Source organism: Microvirga antarctica, from assembly GCF_017921815.1.
Lineage (GTDB): Bacteria > Pseudomonadota > Alphaproteobacteria > Rhizobiales > Beijerinckiaceae > Microvirga > Microvirga antarctica.
In genome coordinates, this window is sequence record NZ_JAGEMM010000121.1 from 1 (window position 1) to 287 (window position 287).

General features: G+C 52.6%; 1 protein-coding gene. It reads left to right on the forward strand.

Annotated elements, in window-relative coordinates; all coding sequences use genetic code 11:
- Nucleotides 1–287: hypothetical protein (locus J4G32_RS21115; protein ID WP_210497658.1), on the forward strand; the 287-nt coding region annotated here is incomplete at both ends.

A 287-nucleotide genomic window follows, 5' to 3' on the forward strand; every position in this document is an offset into this window, starting at 1 on the left:
ACACTCCGTGAATTGATAATTAAAATCTCGGCTAACTCCCAGTCTTTCCAGACGGAGATCGCGCGCGCTTCACGCACCGGACAAGATTATTACCGAACCATGCAAAATGGCGGGCGTCAGGCGGCAGCAGCATCAAGAGAAACACAGAAAGCGCTGGCGGAGGTAACCAGTCAGCTTAATTCAGCAAAGGCTTCTGCTATGGGCCTGGCTGGCGCTTTTGCAGGCGCATATGCCACTGGGCACCTTATTTCTCTGGCGGATGAATGGAGTTCGGTTAACGCAAGGTT